The organism is Halomonas sp. ATBC28 (assembly GCF_005937175.1).
GTDB lineage: Bacteria > Pseudomonadota > Gammaproteobacteria > Pseudomonadales > Halomonadaceae > Vreelandella > Vreelandella titanicae.
The window spans coordinates 1-418 of record NZ_VCQL01000147.1; the positions used below are offsets into that span (position 1 = coordinate 1).

Annotated in this window: 1 protein-coding gene; it reads right to left on the minus strand. The window is 70.6% G+C overall.

Annotated features, from left to right (window positions below; genetic code table 11):
* A partial coding sequence (locus tag E0L35_RS25755) for an MFS transporter (protein ID WP_212751725.1) occupies positions 1–418 on the minus strand: 418 nt, incomplete at both ends.

Consider the following 418-nt stretch of genomic DNA (forward strand, 5'->3'; position numbering starts at 1 on the left):
GGCCCAGGCCGCCCACGCCCATGCCCACGCCCGAAAAGAAGGCGAAGCGCTGGGCCGGAAAGTGCCGGGCGATGAACACGGTGCAGGCCAGGAAGGCCGGTGAGCAGCCCACGCCGATCAGCATCTGCCCCAGCATCAGCCAGCCGTAGCTCGGCGCGGCGGCGGAGACGGCCGCGCCGATCACCGCCAGGGGAAACGCCGTCAGCACCGTGCGGCGCAGGCCGTACAGGTCCATGCCGATGCCCATGAGCAGCTGGGTCACGCCGAACGAGAGGCCGAACAGCCCGGCGAACGCGCCGAGCGAATCGGGCGAGATGCCGAAGTCGGCCTGCAGGCCGGTGGCGATGATGCTGGTGACCGTGCGGAAGGCCTGGCTCAGCGCGAAGCCGGACAGCAGGCAGAGGAACATGGCCCACAG